A 26,656-nucleotide genomic window follows, 5' to 3' on the forward strand; every position below is an offset into this window, starting at 1 on the left:
GACGATCACAAGCGCGTTTCTTTTTCCTTTCTTGTTCTAGAGCAAAGCCATAGCGGGCGACGGGGTTCATGCTCCGGCACGTAGTAAACCTGCCCTGCCCTGCGGGAAGAGACACCGGAACGGAAGACCTATGCCAAGCCAGAGCCGCGACGAAATCGAACAAATGCTGTCCACTGCGAAGAGCGGACGCCCCTGGCGACTCTGGGCTTTCGGCGCGGGTGCCGTCGTGATCGCGATCGGCGCGTGGCTCTGGCTTGCGCCCTCCGGCGACACCACCGGCACGAGCTATGTGACGCAAGCCGTCACGCGCGGCGATCTGACCGTCACGGTCACCGCGACCGGCACGGTGCAGCCCACGACAGAGGTTGAGGTCTCCTCGGAGCTGTCGGGCACGCTCGATAGCATCGACGTCGATTACAACGACGAGGTCAAAGTGGGTCAGGTGCTCGCGCGGCTCGACGACACGAAATTCAAGGCGCAGGTCGCCAATGCCGAAGCCGCGCTTGCGGCCGCCAAGGCGCAGCTCGCACAGGCCGAGGCCACGCAGAAAGAAGCGACGGCGCTTTATGAGACACAAGCCGAGCTGGACCGGCGCGGCGTCTCAACCCATAGCACCTTCGTCACCTATATCGCGCAGCGCGATCGCGCCGTGGCCGCTGTTCAAGCCGCGAAAGCGTCGCTGACTTTGGCCGAGGCGAACCTTGCCCTGGAGAAGGACGATCTGGAGAAATCGGTGATCCGCTCCCCGATCAATGGCGTCGTTCTGGACCGCAATGTCTCGGCCGGTCAGATCGTGGCCGCCTCGCTGTCCGCGCCCACCCTGTTCACGCTGGCCGAGGACCTGCGCCGGATGCAGTTGCTGGTCGATATCGACGAGGCGGATATCGGGCAGGTCGCGGTCGGCAATGACGCGACATTCACCGTCGACGCCTATTCCGGGCGCTCATTCCCGGCGACGATCACGCAGGTGCGCTACGCCCCCGAGACCACCGACGATGTCGTGACCTACAAGGGCGTGCTGGCGGTCGACAACTCCGATCTTCTCCTGCGCCCCGGCATGACCGCGACGGCGACGATCACCGTGGACGAGGCCAAGGACGCGCTTCTGATCCCGAATGCGGCGCTGCGCTACGCGCCCCCGCAAGAGGTCGAAGATGCGGGCAATGGCGCGAGCGGGCTCATCGGGCTCGTGATACCGAGCCGACCGAGTTCGGAGAGCGGCACCGCGAGCGGGAAATCCGTCTGGGTTCTTCGCGACGGCACCCCCGTCGAAGTGGCGGTCACGCCGGGGGCGACCAATGGCAAGTTCACGATCGTCACCGCGGGCGATCTGGCCGTCGGCGATCAGGTCATCACCGATCAGCGGGACATGGCGCGATGAGTGAGCCGCTTCTCGAGCTGCGCGGGATCGAGCGCCACTATGGCCACGACGAAACCCTCGTGCGCGCCCTCGACGGCGTCGATCTTCGCGTCGAACCGGGGGAATTCCTTGCTATCATGGGGCCCTCGGGGTCGGGAAAATCGACCGCGATGAACATCATCGGCTGTCTCGACCGGCCGACCGCGGGGAATTACCTGTTCAACGGCGTCGAGGTCGCGACCCTGAACCGCGATCAACGCGCGCTTCTGCGCCGGCACTACCTCGGCTTCGTCTTTCAGGGCTACAACCTTTTGCCGCGCACCACCGCGCTGGAAAATGTCGAACTTCCCCTGATCTACAAGGGGATGCGCAAGGCCGAACGCGTGGCGCGGGCCCGTCAGGCTCTGGCGCGGGTCGGGCTCGAGGGGCGCGAGGATCACACGCCGTCGCAGCTCTCGGGCGGTCAGCAGCAACGCGTCGCCATCGCGCGGGCGCTGGCGGGTGAGCCGATGGTGATGCTCGCCGACGAGCCCACCGGCAACCTCGACACCAAACGCAGCGTCGAGATCATGAACCTGATGCAGGACCTCAACCGCGAGTCCGGGTTGACCATCGTCATGGTCACCCACGAGGAGGACATGGCCGCCTATGCCTCCCGTCTGGTCGTCTTCACCGACGGTCGCGTCGTGCGCGACGAGAAGATGCACGAAGGAGCCCTGTGATGCTCTGGGAAACCATCCGCCTCGCGCTGACAGCGATCATCCGCAACGCGCTTCGGTCCTTTCTCACCGTGCTGGGCGTCGTGATCGGGGTCGCCGCCGTCATCGCGATGGTGACCGTCGGGCAAGGCTCCTCCGAACAGGTCTCGGCCAATGTGGAGTCGCTCGGGACGAATGTGCTGGTCCTGCGCTCGGGGGCGCGGATGATGGGGCCCGGATCGCGCGATACAGCGCCTCCCTTCAAGCTATCGGATGCAGAAGCGCTGGAGGACCTCAGCAGCCTCTCGGCCGTCGCACCTGTCGTCTCGACCGGGGCGACCGTGGTCTTCGGCAACAACAACCGCACGACATCGATCACCGGCACGACGTCACCCTATCTCGAGATCGGAGGCTGGACGATCGCGCTCGGACGCAGCTTCACCCCGGCGGAGGATCGCAGCGGCGCCAATCTCTGCATCATCGGCGAGACCGTGCGGACAACCCTGTTCGGCGCGACCGACCCGACCGGCGAGAAGATCCGCATCAAGTCGATCTCCTGCGAGGTGATCGGCGTGCTGAAATCCAAGGGCGCCGGGTCCTTCGGGCAGGATCAGGACGACCTCGTGCTGATGCCGGTCCGAACGGTCCAAAGGCGGCTGATGGGCAGTCAGGACGTCGCCTCGATTTCGCTTCAGGTGGCCCGGACGGCCTCCGTGGAGCGGGCGACCTCCGATATCGAGGCCCTGATGCGCGAGCGTCGCCGCATCGCGATCGGCGAAGACGACGATTTCTCGGTCTTCGATATGGCCGAACTGAGTTCGATGCTCAATTCGGTCAACTCGGTTCTTACCGGCCTGCTCTCCTCCGTCGCGGCGGTCAGCCTGCTCGTGGGCGGCATCGGCATCATGAACATCATGCTCGTCTCGGTGACCGAGCGGACCCGCGAGATCGGCATCCGCCTCTCGGTCGGCGCGCAGGCGCATCAGGTCCTGATGCAGTTTCTGGTCGAGGCGGTGGTGCTGTCGGTTCTGGGCGGGATCATCGGGATCCTCTTCGGCCTCGGCCTCGCCTATGTCGCGGCGCAGATCATGGCGATCCCCTTCTCGCCCAGCCTGGACGTCATCGCCCTCGCCTTCGGCTTCTCCGCCGTGGTGGGGATGGTCTTCGGCTACTTTCCGGCACGTCGGGCGGCCCGGCTCGATCCGATTGACGCCCTGCATTATCAGTAGAGGGTCTTCCGCCTGACGGGGGCGAGTTCTTGCGCCCCCGGCACCGGGCGGCACGAATGGCCTTTGTGGCGCGCGCGGGCCACGCGCCGCTTACACGGCGCGCCGCTCCTCCAGATCAAGCCGCATCGTGGCCATGCCCTGACGACGCGACAGCTCCTCGTAGCCCGCCGAGAGATAGGCGTTGAGGGCGGGCGCGTTGTCGAGCTCCACCTTCAAGGTCAGGGTCAGCGCACCAAGGTCCCGCGCCGCCTGCTCCACATGTTCCGTCAGCTCCGCGCCAGCGCCCCCGCGCGCCTCTTCGACGAGATAGACATAGGTGAGGTGGCGCACTTCCGGCCCGACACCCTCGCGCAGGGCGAAAAACCCCACATCCCGTCCCGCAGCATCCTGAAGGTAGAAGGAGACATCCTCATGCTCTCCAAGCCATTTGCGATGCCATTCCATCTCATCGAAGGGAACTTTCGCATTGGGATTGAGCAAGGGGATTTCCGCGTCCGGCAGCATCGCTGCCAAGGGGGTCAGGTCGCGCTCGCGGTTGCGACGGAGGGTGAGTGCCATATGTCCTTCCTTCGGCTGGGCCCGGCACAGGCGCGCCGAGGTGCATCATGAAAGGTCGCGTGCCTGACACGGAAGACCCATCCGGGTCAACCGGGGGGCTTTCAGTGTTGGATGGCCGCCAGCCCGACGCGGGCGTTGCGGGTCAGCCGCCCTCCCCCTTGGCGCTCTGCGCGACGAGCCAGTCGCGGAATTTCTTCGCCTTCGCGGACGCTCGACGGTGGGTCTTGATGTAGAAGCACTGGGGCGAAACGACGCTTTCCGTGCCAAGCGTGACCAGTTCCCCAGCTTCGATAATGTGCCCCACAAGGCCGTCCCAGCCAAGCAAGGCCCCCATACCCTCTTTGGCCATTTGAAGCCCGATCATGTAATTGTTGACCGTAACCCGTTTGCCTGTCGGTTGCGGACAGGCAAGTTCGGATAGCCAATCGGGCCATTCAGTCCAGGGATGACGCTCACGCGTGACATGGATCAGCGGGACACGGTGCAGATCCCGCGCGGAGCGTATTGCATGATGCTCGGCAAAACCCGGAGAGCTGACCGCGCAAATGCGATCCTGAAAGAGCTGCGCACAGCTTTGGTCGCCCTCGGGCAACACGCCATAGTGAAGGCTCAGATCGACGATCGCGTCGAGGTCGGCGGCGTCGCTCACGATCTGCGAGACGTTGATGTCGGGATGATGCAGCCAGAATTCTGACAATCTGGGCGTGAGCCACAAAGAACTGACCGCGGTCGAGGCGAGCACCATCACGTCATCCTCCGCGGCAGGGCCCCGCATATCCCGAACCACGTCGGATATGGCTTCAAAACTGCGCTGCACGGCGTTGAAGAGATAGGCCCCGGCCTCCGTCAGTTCGACGCCGCGGTGCTGGCGCCGGAACAGATCTTGGCCCAGCTCGGTCTCCAGCGCCCGAATCTGATGGCTGACGGCGGTCGGGGTCACGTTCAACTCCGACCCGGCCGCCTTGAAGCTTAATTTTCGGGCAGCCGCCTCAAAACAATTCAGCGAGGTGAGCGAGGGCAGATCATAAGGACGTTGCATGATGTCGGTTTCGAACCATTCTGCGTCGAAATATTACCAAGATGAACTGAATTCATCCATGATGAGTTTTTATGCCATTGAGTGGCATAGAAAAGCAAATTTGAAATGAGGTGAAATCACGCTTGGATAGGAAAGGCCGCGTCCGTGACACCTCCTCTTGCCGATCTGCTCGCACATCGCAAACCCGGATATTCGCTCGACCGGGCCTTCTATACCGACCCTGGCATCTTCGACACGGATCTCGAGCATATCTACTACCGCGAGTGGCTTTATGCGATTCCGGCCTGCCAGCTGGTCAAGACCGGCGACTATGCGCGCCTGAAGATCGGGGCCTATGACGTCATTCTGGTCAAGGGCAGCGACGGCGAGATCCGGGGCTTTCACAACACCTGCCGCCACCGCGGCTCGATCCTGTGCAAGGCGTCTGCGGGCCGTGTGGCCAAGCTCGTCTGCCCCTATCACCAATGGACCTACGATCTCGATGGCAGCCTGCTCTGGGCGCGCGAGATGGGGCCGGAATTCGACCCGAAAGAGCATCGCCTGCATGCCGTTCAGACCCGCGATCTCTGCGGTCTGATCTATATCTGTCTGGCCGATGACGCCCCGGATTTCGAAGCCTTCGCCGCGATGGCGCGCCCCTATCTGGAGGTCCACGACCTGCACCGGGGCAAGGTCGCCTTCACCTCGTCGATCATCGAAGAAGGCAACTGGAAGCTGGTCTGGGAAAACAACCGCGAGTGCTATCACTGCTCGAGCAACCACCCCGAGCTGTGCAACTCCTTCCCGCTCGACCCGGAAGTCGCGGGCGTCTCCGCCGATGGTTCGATCTCGGCCCGGCTTCAGGGGCATTTCGACCGCTGCGAGGCATCCGGCGCGCCGGCGCAATTCCGTCTGGGTGGCGACGGCCAATACCGTCTGGCGCGGATGCCGCTGCAGGACAATGCCGTCAGCTACACGATGGACGGTCAGGCGGCAGTGCGACGTCCCCTCGGTCGTGTTGCCCTGCCCGATGCCGGATCGCTTCTCAAATTCCACTACCCGTCGACCTGGAACCACTTCCTGCCCGACATCACGCTGACCTTCCGGGTCATGCCGATCAGCCCGACGCAAACCGAGGTGACGACCTGCTGGATCGTGGATCGCGATGCGGTCGAAGGCGTGGATTACGATCTGGATCGCCTCACCGAAGTCTGGATCGCCACCAACGATCAGGATCGCGAGATCGTCGAGGACAACCAGCGCGGCATCAATTCTCCGGCCTATACGCCGGGGCCCTACAGCCCGGACTGGGAGTCCGGCGTGATCCAGTTCGTCGACTGGTATGCCGACACCATGACCCGCGCGATTGCCCCGCGCAGCGTCGCGGCGGAGTAGGCTCATGGCTGCAACTGCTCAACCGCTCCTTCAGTTCTGGACCGATGACGAACCGCTGGAATGCGTCAACTTCCTGCCCGAAGCCCCGAATACGGCGAGCTTCACCTTTCGCCCGCCCTCGGGGGCGCTGTTCCACTTCAATGCCGGGCAGTTCGTGACGCTGGAATTGCCGGTGGCGGGCGGCCCGCTGCACCGGACCTTCACGATCTCCTCCTCGCCGTCGCGCCCCACCTCGCTCACCGTCACGGTGAAGGCGCAGCCGGACTCGCTCGGCACGCGCTGGATGCTCGACAATCTGCGCCCCGGCATGCGGATCAAGGCCTTGGGACCGGCGGGGATGTTCTCGAACGTCGTTCATCCGGCGTCGAAATACCTGTTCATCTCGGCAGGCTCCGGCATCACCCCGATGATGTCGATGACGACGCAGCTCTATGACGCGGGCAGCGACCCGGACATCGTTTTCATCAACTGCGCCCGTCGACCGTCGGAGATCATCTTCCGCGAGCGGCTGGAGCATATGGCCTCGCGCCTGCCGGGGATCGCGCTGACCTGGGTGGTCGAGGAACAGGACCGCTACGCGCCCTGGACGGGGATCAAGGGGCAGCTGAACCAGCTGATCCTCGGCCTCGCGGCCCCCGATTATCTCGAGCGCGAGGTGTTCTGCTGCGGCCCCGAGCCTTTCATGCGCGCGGTGCGCGAGGCGCTGACCGGGTTGGGTTTCGACATGGACCACTACCATCAGGAGAGCTTCAACGCCCCGATCGCCGATCGCCCGGTCGAGCCCGAAGACGACGTGACCCCCGACGAGGATGCTGCCGTCGAGGTAACCTTCGCCAAATCCGGCAAGACCGCGAAGATCAAGGAGACCGAGACCCTGCTCGCCGCCGCGAAAGCTGCGGGCGTGCCGCTGCCTTCGGGCTGCACCTTCGGGGTCTGCGGCACCTGCAAGATCAAGACCAAAGGCGGTCAGGTCCACATGGTCCACAATGGCGGCATCACCGATGACGAGATCGAGGAAGGCTACGTTCTCGCCTGCTGCTCGAACCCGATCGGCGACGTCTCGATCGACGCCTGACGCCTGACGCCCCTACCCTCAAGACCCGACCTCAAGGAGTCCGCCCATGTCCAGTGATCCGCTTCTGCAGCCCTATCAGCTCAAGCATCTGACGCTGAAGAACCGCCTGATGATCACGAGCCACGAGCCCGCCTACCCCGAGGACGGGATGCCCAAGGATCGCTACCGCGCCTATCATGTCGAGCGCGCGCGCGCGGGCGTGGCGCTGACGATGACCGCGGGGTCTGCCTCCGTCGCCCGCGACAGCCCGCCGGTCTTCAACAACATCCTCGCGTGGAAAGACGAGGTCGTCGGCTGGATGAAAGAGCTGACGGATGCCTGCCACGAGCACGACTGCGCGGTGATGATCCAGCTGACCCATCTCGGGCGCCGCACCCGCTGGGACAAGGCCGACTGGCTTCCGGTCGTCTCGCCCAGCCACGAACGCGAGGCCTCGCACAAGGCCTTCCCGAAGAAGGCCGAGGATTGGGACATCGCGCGCATCATCGAGGACTATGCCGACGCCGCCGAACGGATGAAAGCGGCAGGGCTCGACGGGATCGAGCTGCAAGCCTATGGCCACCTGATGGATCAGTTCTGGTCGCCCCTGACCAACGATCTGGACGGTCCCTATGGCGGCAGCCTCGAGAACCGCCTGCGCTTCACCTTCGACACGCTCAAAGCGATCCGCGCGCGGGTGGGCGAGGAGTTCATCGTGGGCGTGCGCTACACCGGCGACGAGGACCTGCCCGGCGGCATCACCCGCGAAGAGGGGCTGGAAATCTCGCAGCGTCTGAAAGACAGCGGCATGGTCGATTTCCTCAACGTGGTGAAGGGCCATATCGACACCGATGCGGGCCTGACCGACGTAATCCCGGTGCAGGGCATGCGCAGCGCGCCGCATCTCGATTTCGCCGGAGAGATCCGCGCCGCCACCCAGTTCCCGACCTTCCACGCCGCCAAGATTCAGGATGTCGCCACCGCGCGGCACGCGATCGCGGAGGGCAAGCTCGACATGGTCGGCATGACCCGCGCCCATATGGCCGACCCGCATATCGTCGCCAAGATCATGCGCGGCGAGGAAGAGCGCATCCGCCCCTGCGTCGGCGCGAATTACTGCCTCGACCGGATTTATCAGGGCGGCATGGCGCTGTGCCTGCACAACCCCTCGACCGGGCGCGAGTTGGAAGTCCCCCATGAGATCGCCAAGGCCGATGCGCCGCGCCGCGTGGTCATCGTCGGGGCCGGTCCGGCGGGGCTCGAGGCCGCCCGGGTGGCAGCGGAACGCGGCCATGAGGTCATCGTGCACGAGGCCGCCAACGATCCCGGCGGACAGGTGCGCCTGACCGCGCAATCCAAGCGCCGCCATGAGATGATCCAGCTGATCCAGTGGCGTTTCGCGGAATGCGAGCGACTCGGCGTGAGTTTCCGGTTCAACAGCTATGCCGACGCGGACACCATCCGCGCAGAACAGCCCGATGTCGTCGTGATCGCGACCGGCGGCCTGCCGCATACCGAAGTTCTGGATGCAGGCGACGATCTTGTCGTCTCGTCCTGGGACATCCTCTCGGGTGACGCCCGCCCCGGCAGCAACGTGCTGATCTATGACGACGCCGGAGACTACGCCGCCCTGCAGGCCGCCGAGACCCTCGCCGCCAGCGGCGCGAAGGTTGAGATCATGACGCGCGACCGCAATTTCTCCTCCGAGGTCATGGCTATGTCGCTGACCCCGTCTTTGCGCGAATTGCAGGCCCGGGACGTGACTTTCACCGTGCTTTGGAAACTGACGGGCGTGGCGAAGGACGGCAACGGTTTGGTCGCGAGCGTCGGCAGCGATTATGGCGCCTTCACCCGCGAGCGGCATGTCGATCAGGTCGTCGTCAATCACGGCACCCGACCGCTGGACGACATCTATTTCGACCTGCGCGAAGACGCGATCAATCAGGGCGAAGTCGATTACGAAGCCCTGATCGCCGGCCAGCCGCAAACGGTCACGCGAAATCCGAACGGCGCCTATCAGCTCTTCCGCATCGGCGACGCCGTGGCCGCGCGCAACACCCATGCGGCAATCTACGATGCCCTGCGGCTGATGCGTACGGTCTGATCGCGGTTTCAGGCGAGCGGCGGGGCAACGGCCTTCCTCGACACGGGAGCCTGGGGCATACTGCGCAGGCTGCGGCCAGTGCAGGGGTGAGGTTTGCAGCAAGGCAATTCACCCCATAGAGAGGTCAGGTGGGAGTAGGGGTTGAATGTCGACGAATTGCAGCTGCACCAGCGGAACGGTAGTTCATGCCTCCGCCATGATGGACTTGGAAAGGCTGAAGCCTACTCCGCCCAAATTCTGCAATGCATGCCAGCAGCTATGCGGCTCAACAGAGCCTGAACGGGATCGACGTGCATCCTAATAGCATGTAATTTACGAGAATTAGAGGCATCTTGAAGCAAGCGAGCAAACTCCGAATGGCAGAAAAGCTCCCCCCGGTCAGGACTTTTTACCGGAGCAATATCTCAACTGACATCATCACTGCACAGGCGCGTGTCTTTGAACATCTCGGCATCGAGTTGATTCAAACTCTGGACGATAGCCAGACGCATGCCCAATGGCTGGACAAGACATTCGGAGAAACCGAAGACTTGATCGTCGTCTGCGATGTCGATGCCTTCCCCCTCAATCGACCCGCATTCGTCGCATTTGTCGAACGAATCCGGGCCGGTTCGATCGTGGGGCTAGAGCAAGTGTGCAACCATTTTGGAAGGAACGATTCCTATGCTGGACCAATGTTCCTCGGCTGCACATCGGAAGTATATGCGGCCATAGGGCAACCGTCACTGGCTGACACAGAGGATATGGACGTTGGCCAACCGCTAACCCATGTGGCACAGGAAAACGGTCTCACCGTCGAAATGATCGCCCCGCGGTTCGCAATCCAGCCGAAGTGGCCGTTAGGCAATCGAGGGATCTTTGGCATTGGAACATTTTATGGTGAGCTCGACTTTTTCCACCTCTTTGAATCCCGCCACGCCTCGTCGCTCACCCTGTTCAAAGAGGTGGCGGACGGAGTCATCCGGGGCGAGCATGACTTCGGTCAGTACCTTGCCGCCCTGAGGCCACCCGCCCCAAAGAAAAAGCGCAAATTCGGTATATTCTGAGGTTCCTTTCAGAAGGGCCTCTTGTTGAGGCCGCGTTTGGCCCACATGGGCGCGATTGCCTCAAGAGACGTTTTTCGTCGTCTTCTTGCGCCATCGAATGCGTCAATAGACTACAAAAAGGAACCGAGATGCAGGCATCGTCTTGAGGCGTCTCCTGAGCACTTCCGATGGATTTTCATGCACTTGGCGCTTCCAGTTTGCCTGCATGGTTAGGTCTGCCGTTCGACGAACGAACGCAAGACATCGCCCCTTAGGGCGCCATCACATTGTAATTCATATGTATATTTTGGTTGCGGGAGCTCGCATTGGCCTTGACCGAACAAGCACTTGTTTCACGTAGGAAGATAAGAGCGTCAACCTGATCTTATCAACGCCAATTGGGCTCCGGTCGCGGCTGGATGAAACTTCAGTGGCAGGTCACTTGCGACAGTGTGGAATACTTTAGTCCGAGCCTCTCCTGCTCGAAGTAAAAGAGAGTGGCTTTTCGGCACTTGGCTCACGCTTCTTTTTGCGACCCCCAAAGAAATCCGCCGCCGCGATATGATCTCCGGCCTTAGCCGCGTCGCCAAAGCGCTTGGCCGTCCGCCTCAGGACGTCCCCTGCTTCGGACGCTGGCTGCAACCCCGGCTCGCAAAGATCACCCCGGCGTCCCTCAACCTCACCTCCAAGAGCTGGCAGAATGCCGTGAGTGACGCGCGCGCCGCGATGGCGCATGTCGGTATCTTGGAACGCCGTTCTAGCCGCATCTACGATTTGACCGGAGAATGGCAACACCTGTGGCAGATCGTGCTTGAAGCCAAGGATCCCACCCTGCCGCTGGCACTTCGCCGCTTCGTGTTTTTCCTGAGCAACCGGGGCACCCTCCCTGCGGACGTATCCGGCGAGGACGCGGACGCCTATCTTGAGGCGCTGATCCACAACGAGATCAGCAAGAACCCCGAAGTTCCTTACCGCGCGGCTGTGAACGGTTGGAACCTGGCGGTCAAACGCATCCCCGAGTGGCCCCGCATCATCTTGTCTCTCCCCTCGCGCCAGAACGTCATCAAGCTTGATGAAGCGGCCCTGCCCCAGAGCTTCATCACGGATCTCGACGCACTTATGGCGCGGCTAGCAACGCCTGACCCTCTAGCAGAGGACGGGCGCACACGGGCCCTGCGCCCGGTCACGCTCAAGCAATACCGCCGCCAACTCATCCGCTTTGCCTCCGAGCTCGTGCATTCCGGCGTTTCGCCTGAGACGCTGACCAGCCTCGACGTCCTTCTCGACCCGACGATGGCGGAACGTGGGTTGCGCCAAATGCTATCACGCACGGAGAACTCGATAACGAAGATGATTAGCGAAGTTGCCGCCCTTCTGCGCAATCTGGGCAACATTACCGGCCAATCAGAGGATGTGAAGAAGCGCCTCAAAGGCCTCGCGGGCAAGGTGGCAACCAGCCCGCAGCGGGGGATCACACGGAAGAACCGGGACCGTCTGCGCGTGCTTCAGGATGAACGCTGGGCGCAACGTCTCCTCAACCTTCCCGAACACCTATTCAACCAGTCGCCGCGCACGGGAGCGCGTCTCTATCAGCGCGCATTGGCCCGCGAGGATGCCCTCGCGATCGCGATCCTTCTTTACTGCCCGATCCGGATCCGGAACCTGGCGGGGATCCATCTCGAGCAGCACCTGCAACGTCCCGGCGATGGCCGCGTATTTCTAGTGTTGACCGAGGACGAGGTGAAGAACGGCCAACCACTCGAGTTCGAGCTCCCGTGCGAGGTCGTCCGCATGATCGAGAAGCATCTCGCAAGCCGTGCGCCGGAGTTGTGCCCCAAAGGTACGCCGTGGCTTTTCCCCCGCCGCGACGGCTCCAACTCCGTCGACCCGAACCAACTTTCAGAGCGGATTAAAAAGCGGATCCGCAAGGAGACGGGCTTAGAGATGAATGCGCATCTCTTCCGCCATTTCGCGGTCATGAACTGGCTCGATGCCAGCCCCGGATCCTATGAGGCCGCCCGCCGCCTCCTTGGCCATTCCGAGGTGAGCCATACCATCAACATGTATTCCGGCCTTGAGAACAAGGCAGCGACAAAGGCCTTCGCCGAACTCGTCGACCGCAAGAAAGGCGCTCGCAAATGAGCCTCGTTCTTCCCATCGAAGACTGGCCCGAAGCAGATCGGGCCATGTGGACCACGCTGCGCGCGCAAGGCGGGCCTCTCGACGATCCTGGCGCACTCGCGCATCTGCGCGCGAGTACCCTTGAGACATTGGGCATAAGATATGGCCGCTGGCTGGGGTGGCTCTCGTGCACAGAACGCGATGCCTTGGGTCTGCCGCCTGCAGAACGTGCCTCCCTGCCGCGCCTTCAAGCCTGGCTCGTGGATTTGGCACATACTGCGCCAATGACCCGGTTGATGTTTGTCGACGGAGTCATTCGTGTCCTCAGCGCCGCTGCACCAGATGCGGACTGGGTCATGCATCGCCGCTTACGCGGGGCTCTGAAGCTTGACGCGGGTCGCGGCGAACCCGCGCGCAAGCGTGGCCGCATCGTCTCCACAAAAGTGCTGCTTGAGGCAGGCCTGCACCACGCGGGGCCGCACGCCGACGCAGCGGAGACTCCGCTCGAGGCGATGAAGCGGCGTCGCGATGGAACGATGATCGCGCTGCTGGCCCTGATGCCGATGCGCCGTCGGTCCTTCTGTGAGCTCACGCTCGGGCAATCGGTTCTCGTCATGAATGACGAGATCACCATTTCGCTTTCCGAGGAGATGACCAAAACGGGCGTAGCTTGGGAAGCCTCCGTCCCATCGCAGGTCGAGCCCGTCCTGCGTCGCTATATCGAAGATGTCCGCCCCTACCTGATGGCGCGCGGCAATCAGGACCATGCCCGACTCTGGGTGGGCAAGAAGGGTGAAATTCCGAAGGAGAACTATCTGGGATCCCGTATTGGCGATCTTACCATGCGGCTCACCGGCAAACGGATCCCGCCGCATTTCTTCCGCGATGCCGCGGCGACGACGCTGGCGCGGCTCTCGCCTGATGCAGCGCGTCTGATCCGCCCGGTCTTGGCGCATTCAGGGTTCAAGACGGCAAAACGCCATTACATTCATGCCCAGACTATAGAGGCCGGCCGCGATTACGCGGCACTCGTCAAAAGCCTGAAGGGAGGTAAATCATGACCCGGGTAGCTATCTACGCCCGCTTCTCAACCCAATTGCAGCGCGAAGCGTCGATCGAAGATCAGGTTCGTCTCTGCCAGGAACGCGCCACGCGCGACGACTGGACGGTGAGCGAGGTATTTTCCGATATGGCGCTTTCGGGCGCGACAATCCTGCGCCCGGGGCTGCAAAGCCTCTTCGAGCAAGCGGGCCGCGGGGCCTTCGACATCGTGCTCGCCGAAGCCCTCGATCGCCTCAGCCGCGACCAGGCCGATGTCGCGACGCTCTACAAAAGGCTCACGTTTCATGGGGTGAAGATCGTGACGCTTGCCGAGGGCGAAGTCACCGAGCTGCATGTGGGCCTCAAGGGCACGATGAACCAGCTCTTCCTGAAGGATCTTGCAGCCAAAACCCGCCGCGGCCTGCGCGGCCGTGTTGAAAGCGGGCATTCCGGTGGCGGCAATAGCTATGGCTATGACGTGGTGCGCCGCCTCGGGCCAGACGGCCTGCCGGTTACGGGAGAGAGAACGATCAACCCCACTGAGGCCGAGATAATCAGGCGCATTTTCAAAGAGTTCAACGAAGGCCTTTCGCCCAAAGCCATCGCCAAGCGCCTGAACGCGGACCATGTCCCCGGCCCGCGTGGCGCGCTCTGGCGTGATACCGCGATCCGTGGCCATCGGATCCGGGGCACGGGGCTTCTCAATAACGAGCTCTATATCGGGCGCCTCGTCTGGAACAGGTTGCGCTACATGAAAGATCCCGAGACCGGCAAACGCGTCTCGCGGCGCAATCCGCCGGAGGAATGGATCATCAAGGAGGTCCCGGATCTGCGGATTATCGACGACAACCTCTGGGAAGCGGTGAAGCGTCGGCAGGGCGAGATCGATGCCGAGCCCCGAGTACAGGCGATCCGAGCATCAAGGTTCTGGGAGAAGAAGCGCAAGGTCCATTTGCTGACGGGTCTTCTGCGCTGCGGCTGCTGCGGGGGTGGCTTTGCGGCCGTGGGCAAGGATTACCTCGCCTGCTCGGCGGCACGCAAGCTCGGCACCTGCACGCAGCGCCGCTCGTTCAAGCGCGGAGAGCTTGAGGCCCTTGTTCTCGACCTGCTCCGCGAGCGCTTGATGCAGCCCAGAGCGGTCGCCGCTTTCATTGCCGCCTACGGAGAAGAGGTGAATGCTGGGCGCGCGGAGGAAACCGCCAAACGGGCGCGCCTTTAGGCTGAACTCGCACAGCTCACTCGTAGGTTGGAAGGCCTCTACGAAGCCATTGCTGACGGACTGCGCACGGCCGGGCTCATGGCAAAGCTCGAGGACCTGGAAGCGCGCAAGATCTCCGTCGAGGCAGAACTGGCAGCGCCCCAACCTTCTCCGGTGCGTCTTCACCCGGGGCTGAGCGAGATTTATAGACGCAAGGTTACGGACCTCGCACAGACGCTTTCCGACCCAGAAATCCGCACGGCGGCGCTGGAGACCATCCGAGGTCTCATCAGTTCGGTGACAATACATGTCGATGGAGAGAAGGTGACAGTCGAACTCGAGGGCGCCATCACGGCGCTCATTGGACTTGCCCAGCCTGAAGCTGCGCAGCGTCTTGATCCAAGTTCAGAAGATTTGGTTGCGGGAGCTGGATTTGGTCTTTGGCGAACGATTTTGCAGTTAAAACGGTGACCTCCACCCCCGCGCGTTGTCTGCGCGCGGGGCGACATCATTACGCGTGTCTTTCGGTGGCGTCGGGCTTTGGTTGAACGTCCTCGGTCACGGCCGCCTTGGCTGCTTCTTCCTCAGCCTTCCACTGATCAACTTGGTTCTGCGCACGTTCCGCGACGCCTTCGGGCGCCTTCGCGTGCTTGAACATCCGGCGGCGGTTGGTTGCGCTCGCGAAGCAGCCGAGCTCGAAAAAGGTTTCCTCAATCCGCTCGGGTGCGGCTTCCGCCAGCCAGTCGAGCCAGGCGTCGAAGGTCTCGGCGATAGCCATTCGGGCCTCGCGCTGGATTTTGTCGTTCTTGCGGGCCTGCTGGTCCGCGATATTGCCGATCGAGACCATCGCCTTATGCATGCGAGCCTGCATAGCGGGGCTCATCTCGAACTGCGATGCGCGGGGCTTTCGGACGGGTTTCTGGGACAGCGATTTCTTCATATGGGATACTCCAATTGTTCGGTTTCGATGTCACCGGAGCCTTGGGGTTGTCGCCCGCCGCATCCGGCTAAAAAACATATCGGAACGCAAACTTCTGGACTTCAGCAAACCGAAGGAAAAAATTCGAGTGCACGACACAAACACTTGAAAAACGAAGAAGAAAATTTGCGATTTCATATGAAAGTCACCTTAAGAGACGCGCCTATCTCGGGTCTCCGGGGCCCGGCCGCAACGCGTCCGGACGACCTTTCGTCCGCGGATCGAGCGCCATGATTTTCGCTGTCAAAGTGCGCCGGATAAGTGCGATCCGATTTCGCTGGTCTTGCGAGAACGAGCGGGCGATCTCGAGGATGATTTCATCCGCTGCGCGGATCTCTGCGACCTCGGACGCAATGCGTTCCTGGGCCTCACGACGAGCCTTCTCTTCTGCTCTCGCACCAAGCCGTTTTGCGACGGCCCGGAAAGCGTTGCGCGCAGTGGCAAAACCGAAAGTTGCCGCTGCGAGAGGTGGGTGCTTTTGCGGGTTTTGGTTCGCATTGGTGCTTTTCGCCGGACGTCCGTTGGTGTCGATCTCGCCCTCGGACACCGCCTCCGCAAAAGCCAGGACAGTTGCTGCGTTTTCTTCGCGCTCTACAACGTCCCGTTCGCGGATCTCGAGTTCAGCAGTTTTTTCGGCGAGGCGCTTTTCCTCTTTCGCGCGCCACTCCGCGGGACGGACATGCCGTGGATTGAACGGCGGTTCCCGCCCGTCATTCAACGCGTCACGGATTGCCTGCTTGCGACGCTCCCCACGCGCGAGGCCAATCTCGCTGAACCACTCGCCGACACTGTCTTGCGCGGCTTCATAGTCCTTAATGAGTGGATGGATCGATGGCTGCAAAACCCTGCACTCGACCCCATACTTCTTGACGGTCGCGCGCGGCATGATGACAGCGTGGATGTGGTAGGCCTGTTCGTCGAGATCGGCGCGGGCATGGATGACATCGTCGCCGAAGTTCTCGCGCAACCAGGCGACTGCTCGCTCTTCGAAGAGCTCTTGCCGAGAAGTGCTGAACTCCACGTCGCTGCTCTCGGTCTGTTCGAACCAGTCCTTGTTGGCAGTCAGGAGGAGCTCGCGCATCGGGCCATGGCGCGAAGCTCGCCAAGGCTCCCGAGGTCCTTCGATTCGCCGCCTTTCGAGATCTTTGCGCCGGTTCCGCCGGTCGAGAGCCACGAGTTCCGCTGAGAAAGTCTCGACCCTCATAAGCTCGATCTCGGCACGGGCCTCCTCGGCCCACGTCGCAGTCCCGAGAAGGCGGCGGGGCTTCGGCTTGTTGCGATCGATGTGTCCGAGGTCGCCGCCCTTGCGATAGCGGTGCGCCTCGTAGCCACCGATATCGCTCGGGTCCATTCCCTCGAGCCGCAGGACCACCGGATGTTTCTTGCTTGCCATGTCTGACCTCCAAACGTTGAGGTCAGGAAATGGGTTGATGTTTCTTGGCACCGGAGAAATCAGGCATAGGGGATCGTGAACGGATGTGTGGGGTCATTAGTCATTACTCACTAAACAGCCCGCACTTCGGCACCTTCGGTGCCTGCGTTCGGTCTGTCGTTCGGCGGGGGCTCTGCCCCGGCCCCCCGCCCTCCGGGGGCGCCTATGCGGCGGGCACTCCTACGCGGAGGGCGGCAAGGAGTCGTTCCGCACTCTCCTTGCAACCGCTGCTCCCGGGGGAGCGTCGTTCCGCACTCCTCCCCCGAACCCCCGCCTGCTCGCAGGGGCAGTTCGCCACGCCCCTGCACCCCAAGACTTTGAGCGATGAGTCCGAACCAATGCGCTCGGATTGCCCAACGCAATCCATTGGTGTAACTGAAAGGTGAGGGAATCCGGAGGCGTGTTTATTGTTTGGAATCGAGCTGTTCTCCGGTGCTGGCGGCCTTTCACTCGGAGCGCAATGGGCAGGCGTACAAGTCACCCACGCGGTGGATTTTAGCGAGCCAGCAGCGAAGACTTTTTCCCACAATCACCCTTCAACGAACGTTCTCGTGGAGGACATACGAAAAGTCTCTGGTGCGGACTTCGTCGTATCAGGCCGACCGCTGATACTTTTTGGCGGGCCACCTTGCCAAGGCTTCTCAACGTCAAACCAGAAGAATAGAAATCTAAACAATCCAAACAACTGGCTATTTTCGGAATTTGTGAGAATTGCTCGCGAGACACAACCTGACGTAGTCGTTTTTGAGAATGTCTCTGGAATTACTCATACCGCGGGCGGTTTTTTTGAACGCTCACTTAAATCTGAACTTCAAGCGATTGGCTACCAAGTTGAATCAATCCTCGCTGAAGGAACAGATTTAGGATTGCCTCAAAGGCGGGTTCGCTATTTTTGCGTCGCAGCAAAGCAAAAAAAAATTATGCTTTCGCAAATTTCAAAGACCGCAGAGATAGTAACAGTTCACGATGCGATAGCTGATCTTCCACATCTAGATGTTGGGAATACTGAAGACATTAAACCATACAACGGAGAACCAATATCCGGTTACGCCAGGACCCTACGCGGAGACCTAAGCGCTTCTACTGGCCATATCGTCACAAAAAATGCACCACATATTGTGGAGAGATATAAATACGTCCCTCAGGGTGGAAACTGGAGTAATATCCCGCCGAGATTGATGGGAAGCTATAAAGATGCAAGTCGCTGCCACACAGGAATCTACCGTCGGCTGAGCGCGACCGAGCCGTCGGTTGTCCTTGGAAACTTCCGGAAGAATATGCTTATACACCCGACACAAGACAGAGGCCTTTCGGTCCGTGAAGCTGCCAGACTACAGAGCTTTCCAGACTCTTATGAGTTCATGGGAACAATAGGCCAGCAGCAGCAGCAGGTCGGCAATGCAGTACCACCAATTATGGCCGAAAAGGTATTTCGGTGCATTTTTGATCAATTAAATTGAGGCAAATGGTCATGCCAAACGGATATGATGTCAATTTCGATAGCAGTCTCGAACGAGCGTTGGAAGCCCGAGCCTCGTCGAACAACGATCCCTCCGACTTCCCTCCGATTGGAGTTAATAGATTTGATCTCTATAAAAAAATAAAGTCTAGTTTAAACGACAAATACTATCGCGATATTGGGAGCGCGCTAACCGCCGATTCTCAGGGAGCAGCATTCACGCGACACGATTTAGGTCATGTTGACGATGTAATTCGAAGGGCAGGAGAGCTGCTTGGAAGCGGATCAGATGCTGACACTCCGGCAATATCGCAGCTAAAATCATTCGAAATTTTTGTTCTGCTGGTGGCGTGCTTGATCCACGATTCCGGAAACATCAGTGGTAGATCAGGACACGAACAACGCGGGCGCAAGGCATTGAGCGATGTTGCCCCGGAACTGCCACAAAAAGAGCGAAGCTTGATCGCGCGCATAGCGCGAGCTCACGGTGGTAAAGCGCGCAATGGCAGTAAAGACACCATAGGTGAGCTTCCAATTGAAGATGGAGTAGAGAGCTCAAAGGTTTACCCTCAACGCCTTGCCGCAATCCTTCGTTATGCAGATGAACTCGCGGAAAATAGCAGACGATCCAACTATCGCGAGAATGATGATTCGGATTATCCTAACCGCTATTGTCAGTGCATATCCATTAGGATCGACTACGACAGCAGGCGAGTTTCGCTAGATTTCACAGTCTCTGACAAAGATTGCGAACTTTATTCAGCTGACGAAACAGGTACGAAAATGTACTTTGTTGACTACATCATAAAGCGAGTCAAGAAAGCTGAACTTGAAAGACGGTATTGTGACCGGTTTATCCGGGGGTTTGCGACTTTCCACGAAACTCGTGTAAATATTGAGTTTCTGAAAGAGCATATCGATTTCCACAATGAACATTTCGAACTGAAGGAAAGCGGATATCCCCAGCTTGATGATGATCTCGACCTGGGAAACGAACAATTCTCCGGCGAAAAAATTGCCGAAATGTACCGCAAAATAGAACAGGTTGAATGAAGTCATGACAGATCCATTCATCGTACACACGCCAGAGCAGCTTACTCCGGAAAGTATCGCACAAAATTTCGTCGAGATGTATACTGACTTTCCAAAGCTCAAAGAGCCGGTAAACATGTTTATCCACGGCGCGCGCGGCGCGGGTAAGAGCATAATGCTCCGAAGCTTAGAATTACCCGTTCAACGTCTTCTCCAACCGGAAAACAAGGGAGAGCTTCCGTTCTTCGCCATTCACGTCCCAATTAAGAGATCATTCTTTTCTAATCCTGAGTATCTCAGAATTAGGGATTGGAAAGGCACAGCGCTTGGAGAACACCTGCTATGCGTTTACGTTCTGCAATATATTTTTTTTGCCATTCAAGAACTCAAGAACGCACCCTCAACTTCATTTACTGAGGCATTTTCGGAAATTTGGGAAGATTGCGGTGGCGAAGAACAAGTTGACGAGATCCTTTCACTAAGTTCATTCGACAAATTTGCGCGCTTTTGTGCTCGAGAGAACGGCCGTGTGCGCCAATACTATGTGAGGCTACCCCCAACCGGTGACGCACCCATATATTCTGGTGCGCTCGCTAGTTTTTCCGACTGCCTACTTCCCATAATTCAGCTTGTTCAAAAAGACATATTTACGAACAGCCCTCTCCCTCTTTGCCTTATGATTGATGATGCTGACAATCTTTCAGAAATATTGCAGCGGGTGCTAAATAGCTGGATATCGACAAGAGCAGCACAACATGTTTGCTTCAAGGTAACTACACAGCTCGGCTACAAGACATACAAGACAATCGACAATAGGATCATCGAGAGCCCCCACGACTTCTCAGAAGTTAATATTGGAAGCGTCTACACATCCAGCAAGGCGAGTTTTGCTCGAAGAATACGCGCGATTGTTGATAAGAGGCTTAAAAACGCCGGAATCAGCACTTCTCCAGAAGATTTTTTTCCTTCGGATGCAGCGCAAGATCTAAGAAAACAAGAAATTTGGGACGACTTATCAGAAAACAAAACAGAGGGCTATCTTTCGCTTCGTGGAACTGGTCCTGCGCGCAGTAGGGACTATGCGCAAAGATATGCCATTCCTGCTTTAATGAGGGAGCTCAACTCGGGAAAGTCTGCCCACACCTTTAGTTACGCAGGACTGCAGTCCCTCACTGATTTGTCCTCCGGTGTAGTTCGTTGGTTTCTTGAACCGGCCGGACAGATGTATAACGAAGTAGCTAGTATGCGCTCGACAGGAAAACCTGAAAATATTCCTGTTGGCGTCCAGGACTCGGAAATACTCAAATGGTCTAAGTCGTTTCGAGAAAAGTTGACAGTCGACCCTGGCAACGATGAGTTTGATGATGCTGAAGCGTCTCTCCATACGGCAGGTCACAATAAGGAAACCTATGAGGAACTTGGCAACCTTTTAGACGCGATTGGCCTACTGTGTCGTGAAAAACTGCTCGATCCTTCTGCAAGTGAACAAAGGGTTTTCTCGTTTGCTCTATCAGATCTCCCGACCACTCATCTACAGAACATTCTTCATCTCGGCGTTCGATTGGGTTATTTACAAAAATCGGATTTAGCGTCGAAGTCGATCGCAGGCGGAAGGCGTCCTCGCTATATTCTGTCTCGACGCCTTGGGCCATATTATCGGCTCGACGTGTCAGGTTATGCTGCGCATCTATCCGTAAAAAGCGCTGACTTACTCTTAGCTCTAAGAGACCCCAGGGCGTTTGTTAAAGCACGTCTTAGATCGGAGGGGAACGCAAGTCCACAGAAATCACTAGATTTTGGAGACGATACATGAGCACGCCGTTGGCATACCCCTATTCCGAGCTTTCTAAAGCGCTGGATAATTCGAGCGTTTTCTTTTTGGGGCGAGTGAGCTTTGAAAACCGATCCGTTGCGATTTACAACGCTCTCTTAGGGAGCCTACCAATCGAGGCGATTTTCTTTGCGTCGGAAAATGAAACAGAGAAGGCGAAAAATTTCCGCCTGGATTTGGACGGTCCCAAAATTAGTTTCTCTTTTTTAGAGACCGACAACCCGATCCAATGCCAATGTTGCATCTCAGATGCCATCAAAAAAGTTCGAGGCGCTAACTTTGAGAGGCTAGTAGTTGATATTACGACATTTCGTCGCGAAGAACTACTTATTCTATTGAATGAGCTCCGACAACTTGACGGATCGGTTCTGCATAGGACGGTGTTTTTGTACGGCAAAGCCGGCTCTATGGCAAATTGGCTTTCCGGGAGCGTCCGCGAGGTTCGGTCAGTTATTGGATATGCAGGCGAGATTGACAGCCTTAAAAAAAACCATCTAATTCTTATGTCCGGTATAGAACTCAACAGGGCAAAGGCGATAATTGAGGCTTACGAGCCATTTAGCGTTTCTCTTGGCATGGTCCCAGAGAGTGAGTCAGTGCTTCCGCAACTGTACGAAAAGAATCTGGAGCTACGAAACTTTCTGACTCTTCACTTCGACCAGATACGAACGGAGTTTGATTTTTCGGCAACGAGCCCATCCTCTGTAAAAGAAATTTTAACTAAGTTGCTGGGGAATCTTAGCGACTACAATATAATTTTGGCGCCACTCAACACGAAAATCTCCACTCTCGCCGCTGGCGTTGTAGCCCAGCGGAATCCTAAGATTCAACTCTGCTATGCCGAAGTTGAGGTCTATAATGTTGAGAGCTATTCGACGGTGGGCAAAGACGTCGTGATCCTCGAATATGACGACTTGTATTAAAGTTACTTTCGACTTTGATTTCCATTGGAAATAAATTCACCTGAAGTGCGCCTCTTCAGGATTTGCGCCCCGACCAATTTCGTGCGGTTGATTGACGCACGAAATTGGTCGGGGCCCGAATAGAAAGCCTCTCCCAGTGAGCGTCGTTTTTCACGCCATAGGAGGCCTCTATGTACCATAGTTCCCAACCGTTCGCTTCGGCGCGCACCACGAACCAACTACAGCGCGGCGACATCGTGCTCTTCCGCTTTCCGCTCGCGGAGGAAGACGCCGAACCGGGCGCACTCAAGCGACGGCCCTGTCTGGTGCTCGACACCCTGAGCATCGGCGGTTCCCCGTTCTTCGAGATCGCCTACGGCACTTCGGCGGATACGCCTGCCAATCGCGGCTACGAGGTAATCGTCAAACGCCCGTGCGCGCGTGCGACAGCGGGACTCACGAAGCCCACGCGGTTCGTCTGCGCCCGACGCATCATCGTGCATGCCAACCACAGCGGCTTCGACGGCCGGACCAAAGGCCCGCAGATCGTCGGTCGGCTGGACGCGCCGCTCATGGAGCGGATGAATGCGGTTCGGGCACGCATCCGGGCCGAAGCCGACATTGCGGCCTACTACCGCGAAGAACGGCAGCGGGAAGAGCAGGCGCGCGGAGAGTGCGGTTTCCAATAGGGAACCGCGCTCTCGCCGCTGCTCCTCCCCTCTATCAACACAAGGAACTGATCAATGAACATGCCACTCAAATCCCTCGACGAGATCACCGCCATAGCCGCCTCGTGCTTCCCGCTGGCACGGGTTGCGGCGACCGCGATCGAAGAGGACGTGCTCGATCTCGTCGCACCGAAGCCCAAGCAGGAGGCCAAGAAGCTGGCCGCGCTCCTGAATGCTGGCAAGATCTTCGACAACGGCACTCTTGCGATGCTGCATGAGCTCTTAGGCGTTCTCGACGCGGAGATCGCCGAGGGGACCCACATCGAGACCCACTACGATCACAGCCCGGAGAATGTCTCCAACTGCAAAACCTGGGGTCAGGAACGCCTCACCCCGGAGGCTGATCGGCTGTCGAACGCCCTGGCGGTGCTGATTGAGCTCTACGCCTCCCTCTCGACGGTGCACGACATCCTGCGCGCCGAGAAGGCGCTGGAGGGGCTGCGCTCCGCAGCCTGATGAGACGCGCGGGACTGAACACCCGCGGCAGGGCGCGCCGACGCCCCTTCTGCTGCTACAGATGTCGGCGCGCCAGCAAAAAAGCCCGTGCGGGTCATCCCCGCACGGGCTCGACGATCACACGCGAGAGCTCGGGTCTCGTCGGTCTGTCGGTCTTCGCTGTCCACAGCCGAAGGAGATACCGATGGCCCTCGCAAACCTGATCGACCTCATCGCCGAAGTTGCCGCCAAGCGGGCTGCCCGGGAGGGCAACACGAAGGCGGACACTCCGGACGCGGTCCGATCTCTCTGGGCATTGAATAGGGCAACAAAATGGCGCTGGCGTCATATTTTGCTCCCAGGATCCGTGGTTTGGTAGCGGCTGGACAAGGCCGCTGGAATGCACCAGCTTTCGCAGCTCTGCTCCAAATTTTTTTTGAAAGCACCAAATGATTCAATCCGTTCAGCCTCTTCGCGTCGCCATCTACGCTCGCTATTCGACCGACCTCCAAAACCCGACGTCGATCGAAGACCAGGTACGTCTGTGCCGTCAGCATGCAGATCAACAGAACGGCTGGACGGTGGTGAAGGTATTCGACGACGTGGCCATCAGCGGGGCAACACGAGACCGTCCCGGTTTCGACGCCTTGCAGGCTTTCGTCGCGGAGGGCGGCTGCGACATCGTCCTGTTTGAGCACCTTGACCGGCTTGCGCGTGACCTTGAGCTGTTGATGTTGTTCTACAAGAAGGCACGCTACGCCGATGTCGAGATGCACCAGCTTCATCGCGGGAAGCTCGGGATCTTCGATATCGGAATCCTCGGGACCTTTGCACAGCTGTTCCTGGAGGAACTCTCTCACAAGACTCGTCGCGGCCTCGTCGGCCGTATCGAGTCCGGCAAAAACACCGGCGGACGGGCCTACGGATATCGTTCGAAGCAGCTCCCCCAAAGAGGCGGGAAGTCGGACGGAAGCGTCATGGAGATCGAGCCGGACGAAGCCGATATCGTTCACCGCATCTTCACGGAATACGCTGCGGGCAAGTCCCCCCGACAGATCGCTGCGGACCTCAATGCGGCTGCGGTCCCTGCCCCGCGCGGACGCGGCGCTGGCAGCGGTCATTGGAAGGCCAACACGATCTACGGGCACCGCGCACGCGGCACCGGCATCCTCAACAACGAACTCTACATCGGGCGCCACGTCTGGAACCGTCAAAGCTATTCTAAACATCCGGAGACCGGTCGCCGGGTCTCGAAGCCGAACCGACCGGAAGACTGGCTCACCGCCGAGAAGCCAGAGCTGAGGATCATTGACGAGGCGCTATGGGACAAGGTCAAGGCGCGGCAGGATGGGATCGACAGTCAGCGCACCCGCGCAGAGGCCAATGGCCGGTCTGGCGCTGGTGCTGCGCAAAGCGCACGCAGACGGAAGTATCTGCTCTCAGGGCTACTGAGCTGCGGCCAATGCGGCGGCAATCTCACTGTCGCCGGGAAAGGCGACAGGCGCAGGTACTATTGCGCGAATGCCAAGGAAAAGGGTGCCGCCGTCTGCGCCGGGATGCCCGGGCTTGCAGAAAAGGATGCGGCGGAGACGATCCTCGGCGGCCTGCGTTCCGGACTTATGCAAGACGCCGCTTATGAGGGTTTCCGGAAGAAATTCGTCGAGAAGATGCGCGCTCAGGAGCGTGAGTCTGGCGAGGCCCTGCGCCGACATGATGACCGGATTCGCGAGACGGTGAAGACCCATGCTAACCTGCTGCGCGCCGTGGAAAGCGGTACCTTCTCGGATGCATTGATCAAACGACTGAATGCGGTCGATCTCGAACTCGCGACGTTGCGAGCCGAGCGCGAAAAGCTCGTCCCCTCCCCCGTTGAGCTGCCGGATGATCTGCCGGCGCTCTATAGAACGTATGTCGGGGATCTGGTGGGCACGCTCAGCGACGAGGCGGTAGCAGGTCCCGCAGCTGACGAGCTGCACAGGCTAGTCGATACGGTTGTTGTCGCCTGGAACGAAGACTCGCGCGTTCACACCCTCGAACTTCAAGGCAAGCTGTTGGAACTGTTGAGCTTTGCGGACAGCAAAAAAGCCGCGACCCTTTCGGGTGCGGCTTGTTCGCTAAAACTGGTTGCGGGAGTAGGATTTGAACCTACGACCTTCAGGTTATGAGCCTGACGAGCTACCGGGCTGCTCCATCCCGCGTCCGTTGAGCGTTTGCCTTTTTTGTCAGGTTATGAGCCTGACGAGGCGATCGCGTTTTTCAAACTCTTTCGGAGAGTTTGTAGCGATTGCGGGGTGCTCGATCCCGCGTTTGTTTCCCGAGGGCTTTATGTTTTTGCGATCGGGATTTTGTTTGTCATCGTTGTTTGAGAGATGATTTTTCATCGCTTCTTTCTAGGTTTGGCGGTGACCTACTCTCCCACGTCTTAAGACGCAGTACCATTGGCGCGACGGCACTTAACGGCCGGGTTCGGAATGGAGCCGGGTGTTTTGCTCGTGCTATGACCACCAAACCGAGGAAGAAGCGATGATTTCAAGTCAAGTTGCTATGCAGCTTTTGATTATGATCGGAGCCAGAGGTCTGGCTTCTACCGGATCAAATCAAGCCAATCGGGCAATTAGTACTGGTCAACTGAACGCGTTGCCGCGCTTACATCTCCAGCCTATCGACGTGGTGGTCTTCCACGGCCCTCAAGGGATACCTAGTTTTGAAGGGGGCTTCCCGCTTAGATGCTTTCAGCGGTTATCCTGTCCGGACATAGCTACCCAGCACTACCGTTGGCACGATAACTGGTCCACCAGTGGTCCGTTCACCCCGGTCCTCTCGTACTAGGGGCAACTCTTCTCAAGTATCCTACACCCACGGCAGATAGGGACCGAACTGTCTCACGACGTTCTAAACCCAGCTCACGTACCTCTTTAAACGGCGAACAGCCGTACCCTTGGGACCTGCTCCAGCCCCAGGATGAGATGAGCCGACATCGAGGTGCCAAACGATGCCGTCGATATGGACTCTTGGGCATCATCAGCCTGTTATCCCCAGAGTACCTTTTATCCGTTG

22 protein-coding genes, 1 tRNA gene and 2 rRNA genes (1 of these 25 only partly in view) are annotated in these 26,656 nt (G+C 59.2%); 18 read left to right on the forward strand and 7 right to left on the reverse strand.

Annotation, left to right across the window (positions count from 1 at the left end):
* The first annotated feature begins 163 nt into the window (after nucleotides 1-163).
* Genes AC2TZ7_RS14660 through AC2TZ7_RS14670 form a run of 3 tightly spaced genes read left to right on the forward strand, consistent with a single transcriptional unit; the run spans nucleotide 164 to nucleotide 3,287 of the window.
* Nucleotides 164-1,381, forward strand: a complete 1,218-nt coding sequence (locus tag AC2TZ7_RS14660; protein ID WP_489864794.1) for an efflux RND transporter periplasmic adaptor subunit — start codon at nucleotides 164-166, stop codon at nucleotides 1,379-1,381.
* Nucleotides 1,378-2,082 (forward strand): ABC transporter ATP-binding protein, encoded by a 705-nt coding sequence (locus AC2TZ7_RS14665; protein ID WP_078541903.1) that lies wholly within the window; start codon nucleotides 1,378-1,380, stop codon nucleotides 2,080-2,082. Before AC2TZ7_RS14660 ends, AC2TZ7_RS14665 begins: the two co-directional genes overlap by 4 nt.
* On the forward strand, nucleotides 2,082-3,287 hold the full coding sequence (locus AC2TZ7_RS14670) for an ABC transporter permease (protein WP_489864795.1): 1,206 nt from the start codon (nucleotides 2,082-2,084) through the stop codon (nucleotides 3,285-3,287). Before AC2TZ7_RS14665 ends, AC2TZ7_RS14670 begins: the two co-directional genes overlap by 1 nt.
* A gap of 90 nt (nucleotides 3,288-3,377) precedes the next feature.
* Here AC2TZ7_RS14670 and AC2TZ7_RS14675 read toward each other — a convergent pair whose 3' ends face one another.
* Entirely contained in the window at nucleotides 3,378-3,845 is a 468-nt protein-coding gene (locus AC2TZ7_RS14675; RefSeq protein ID WP_098411288.1) for a GNAT family N-acetyltransferase, read from the reverse strand.
* Between the two features lie 142 nt (nucleotides 3,846-3,987).
* The gene (locus AC2TZ7_RS14680; RefSeq protein ID WP_489864796.1) at nucleotides 3,988-4,884 is read right to left on the reverse strand and encodes a LysR substrate-binding domain-containing protein; all 897 of its coding nucleotides are present in this window, start codon (nucleotides 4,882-4,884) and stop codon (nucleotides 3,988-3,990) included.
* Between the two features lie 144 nt (nucleotides 4,885-5,028).
* Between AC2TZ7_RS14680 and AC2TZ7_RS14685 the strand changes: the two genes are divergently transcribed.
* The 8 genes from AC2TZ7_RS14685 (at nucleotide 5,029) to AC2TZ7_RS14720 (ending at nucleotide 15,272) form a co-directional block, all read left to right on the forward strand.
* The gene (locus AC2TZ7_RS14685) at nucleotides 5,029-6,258 is read left to right on the forward strand and encodes an aromatic ring-hydroxylating oxygenase subunit alpha (RefSeq protein ID WP_489864797.1); all 1,230 of its coding nucleotides are present in this window, start codon (nucleotides 5,029-5,031) and stop codon (nucleotides 6,256-6,258) included.
* Nucleotides 6,259-6,262: 4 nt separating this feature from the next.
* The gene (locus AC2TZ7_RS14690; protein ID WP_489864798.1) at nucleotides 6,263-7,333 is read left to right on the forward strand and encodes an FAD-binding oxidoreductase; all 1,071 of its coding nucleotides are present in this window, start codon (nucleotides 6,263-6,265) and stop codon (nucleotides 7,331-7,333) included.
* A gap of 46 nt (nucleotides 7,334-7,379) precedes the next feature.
* Complete coding sequence (locus AC2TZ7_RS14695) at nucleotides 7,380-9,416, forward strand: oxidoreductase (RefSeq protein ID WP_489864799.1); 2,037 nt, start codon at nucleotides 7,380-7,382, stop codon at nucleotides 9,414-9,416.
* 356 nt (nucleotides 9,417-9,772) lie between these two features.
* Nucleotides 9,773-10,462, forward strand: a complete 690-nt coding sequence (locus AC2TZ7_RS14700) for a hypothetical protein (protein WP_489864800.1) — start codon at nucleotides 9,773-9,775, stop codon at nucleotides 10,460-10,462.
* 540 nt (nucleotides 10,463-11,002) lie between these two features.
* A complete protein-coding gene (locus AC2TZ7_RS14705; RefSeq protein ID WP_489864801.1) occupies nucleotides 11,003-12,583 on the forward strand; it encodes a site-specific integrase in 1,581 nt (526 codons plus the stop codon).
* Entirely contained in the window at nucleotides 12,580-13,623 is a 1,044-nt protein-coding gene (locus AC2TZ7_RS14710; protein ID WP_489864802.1) for a tyrosine-type recombinase/integrase, read from the forward strand. The genes AC2TZ7_RS14705 and AC2TZ7_RS14710 overlap by 4 nt, the downstream gene beginning before the upstream one ends.
* Nucleotides 13,620-14,822, forward strand: coding sequence for a recombinase family protein (locus AC2TZ7_RS14715; RefSeq protein ID WP_489864803.1), 1,203 nt, complete (start codon nucleotides 13,620-13,622; stop codon nucleotides 14,820-14,822). The genes AC2TZ7_RS14710 and AC2TZ7_RS14715 overlap by 4 nt, the downstream gene beginning before the upstream one ends.
* A gap of 78 nt (nucleotides 14,823-14,900) precedes the next feature.
* Nucleotides 14,901-15,272 carry a hypothetical protein gene (locus AC2TZ7_RS14720; protein ID WP_489864804.1) on the forward strand — a complete coding sequence of 124 codons (372 nt, stop codon included), beginning with the start codon at nucleotides 14,901-14,903 and terminating at the stop codon, nucleotides 15,270-15,272.
* Between the two features lie 40 nt (nucleotides 15,273-15,312).
* On the opposite strand, the gene AC2TZ7_RS14725 is transcribed toward AC2TZ7_RS14720, so the two are convergent.
* Nucleotides 15,313-15,741: a hypothetical protein gene (locus AC2TZ7_RS14725; protein ID WP_489864805.1), complete on the reverse strand. Its 429-nt coding sequence runs from the start codon at nucleotides 15,739-15,741 to the stop codon at nucleotides 15,313-15,315.
* A gap of 202 nt (nucleotides 15,742-15,943) precedes the next feature.
* The gene (locus AC2TZ7_RS14730) at nucleotides 15,944-17,173 is read right to left on the reverse strand and encodes a plasmid recombination protein (RefSeq protein ID WP_489864806.1); all 1,230 of its coding nucleotides are present in this window, start codon (nucleotides 17,171-17,173) and stop codon (nucleotides 15,944-15,946) included.
* A 446-nt stretch (nucleotides 17,174-17,619) separates the two neighbouring features.
* Between AC2TZ7_RS14730 and AC2TZ7_RS14735 the strand changes: the two genes are divergently transcribed.
* The 7 genes from AC2TZ7_RS14735 (at nucleotide 17,620) to AC2TZ7_RS14765 (ending at nucleotide 25,764) form a co-directional block, all read left to right on the forward strand.
* Nucleotides 17,620-18,672, forward strand: a complete 1,053-nt coding sequence (locus AC2TZ7_RS14735) for a DNA cytosine methyltransferase (protein ID WP_489864807.1) — start codon at nucleotides 17,620-17,622, stop codon at nucleotides 18,670-18,672.
* Between the two features lie 11 nt (nucleotides 18,673-18,683).
* Nucleotides 18,684-19,724, forward strand: a complete 1,041-nt coding sequence (locus AC2TZ7_RS14740) for an HD domain-containing protein (protein ID WP_489864808.1) — start codon at nucleotides 18,684-18,686, stop codon at nucleotides 19,722-19,724.
* Nucleotides 19,725-19,728: 4 nt separating this feature from the next.
* Nucleotides 19,729-21,516, forward strand: coding sequence for an ORC-CDC6 family AAA ATPase (locus AC2TZ7_RS14745; protein WP_489864809.1), 1,788 nt, complete (start codon nucleotides 19,729-19,731; stop codon nucleotides 21,514-21,516).
* Complete coding sequence (locus AC2TZ7_RS14750; protein ID WP_489864810.1) at nucleotides 21,513-22,457, forward strand: hypothetical protein; 945 nt, start codon at nucleotides 21,513-21,515, stop codon at nucleotides 22,455-22,457. Before AC2TZ7_RS14745 ends, AC2TZ7_RS14750 begins: the two co-directional genes overlap by 4 nt.
* A 170-nt stretch (nucleotides 22,458-22,627) precedes the next feature.
* Complete coding sequence (locus AC2TZ7_RS14755) at nucleotides 22,628-23,125, forward strand: hypothetical protein (RefSeq protein WP_489864811.1); 498 nt, start codon at nucleotides 22,628-22,630, stop codon at nucleotides 23,123-23,125.
* A 54-nt stretch (nucleotides 23,126-23,179) separates the two neighbouring features.
* Nucleotides 23,180-23,620: a hypothetical protein gene (locus AC2TZ7_RS14760; RefSeq protein ID WP_489864812.1), complete on the forward strand. Its 441-nt coding sequence runs from the start codon at nucleotides 23,180-23,182 to the stop codon at nucleotides 23,618-23,620.
* 428 nt (nucleotides 23,621-24,048) lie between these two features.
* Nucleotides 24,049-25,764, forward strand: coding sequence for a recombinase family protein (locus AC2TZ7_RS14765; RefSeq protein ID WP_489866822.1), 1,716 nt, complete (start codon nucleotides 24,049-24,051; stop codon nucleotides 25,762-25,764).
* On the opposite strand, the gene AC2TZ7_RS14770 is transcribed toward AC2TZ7_RS14765, so the two are convergent.
* The 3 genes from AC2TZ7_RS14770 to AC2TZ7_RS14780 all read right to left on the reverse strand — a co-directional run.
* Nucleotides 25,721-25,797 (reverse strand) — tRNA-Met (locus AC2TZ7_RS14770). The two genes, AC2TZ7_RS14765 and AC2TZ7_RS14770, sit on opposite strands and share 44 nt — an antisense overlap.
* Before the next feature lie 196 nt (nucleotides 25,798-25,993).
* Nucleotides 25,994-26,108 (reverse strand): 5S ribosomal RNA (gene rrf / locus AC2TZ7_RS14775).
* Nucleotides 26,109-26,192: 84 nt separating this feature from the next.
* Nucleotides 26,193-26,656: ribosomal RNA gene (locus AC2TZ7_RS14780) — 23S ribosomal RNA — on the reverse strand; it runs 2,370 nt beyond the window's last position.

The organism is Thioclava sp. ISO4, assembly GCF_058105145.1.